1 protein-coding gene is annotated in these 583 nt (G+C 32.8%); it reads right to left on the bottom strand.

Going from position 1 to position 583, the window contains the following annotated elements; all coding sequences use genetic code 11:
* Window positions 1-38 precede the first annotated feature (38 nt).
* The coding region (locus tag AC1DWA_RS33105) for a DinB family protein (RefSeq protein WP_477917675.1) at window positions 39-583 on the bottom strand (545 nt) is incomplete at its 5' end.

Raw genomic sequence — 583 nt, 5'->3', positions numbered from 1 at the left:
ATTTCAATTACACTCAAAATTCATCATCCTTATAGAATTTAGTATGGGATATGGTTCTTCTCTTTTAACATTTTTACTATACGTTCAATTTGAAGTATATGTCTGTGATCATGACCGGCAAGAACACCTAGTAGATTTAAAAGTGATTCTGTACCCCGATATGATAGATACCCTTCTCTTTTCCAATCTTCTTTATTAAGACCTTGAGCTAATTTAATTAAATTAGTTCTTAAGTCTTTCCATCTTCTTAACGAAGTATGGATATCATCAATATTAATAAACCTATCCCATATATCAGAATCGTACCCAATCATTTCAGGAGCATCCTCTGTTAATATGTATCTTACACGTATAGCGTTTACCATTTCATTATCTGCTAAATGGCCTACCACCTCACTAATAGACCAATGATCATCTCTTGGCCTTAACTTATATATATCTGCAGGTAAACTGTTTATTAAACCTTCTACCTTAGATGGACTATTACATAAAAATTCAAGGATATTCCAATCTTTCTCTTTTGCTAACGAATATGCCCCTATTTGCCCTGGAGTAATCAGTTGTTGACTAATCATATCTTCTG

Source organism: Rhodococcus sp. P4_F3_2 (assembly GCF_056401335.1).
This window is presented reverse-complemented; position numbering and strand designations above follow the sequence as displayed.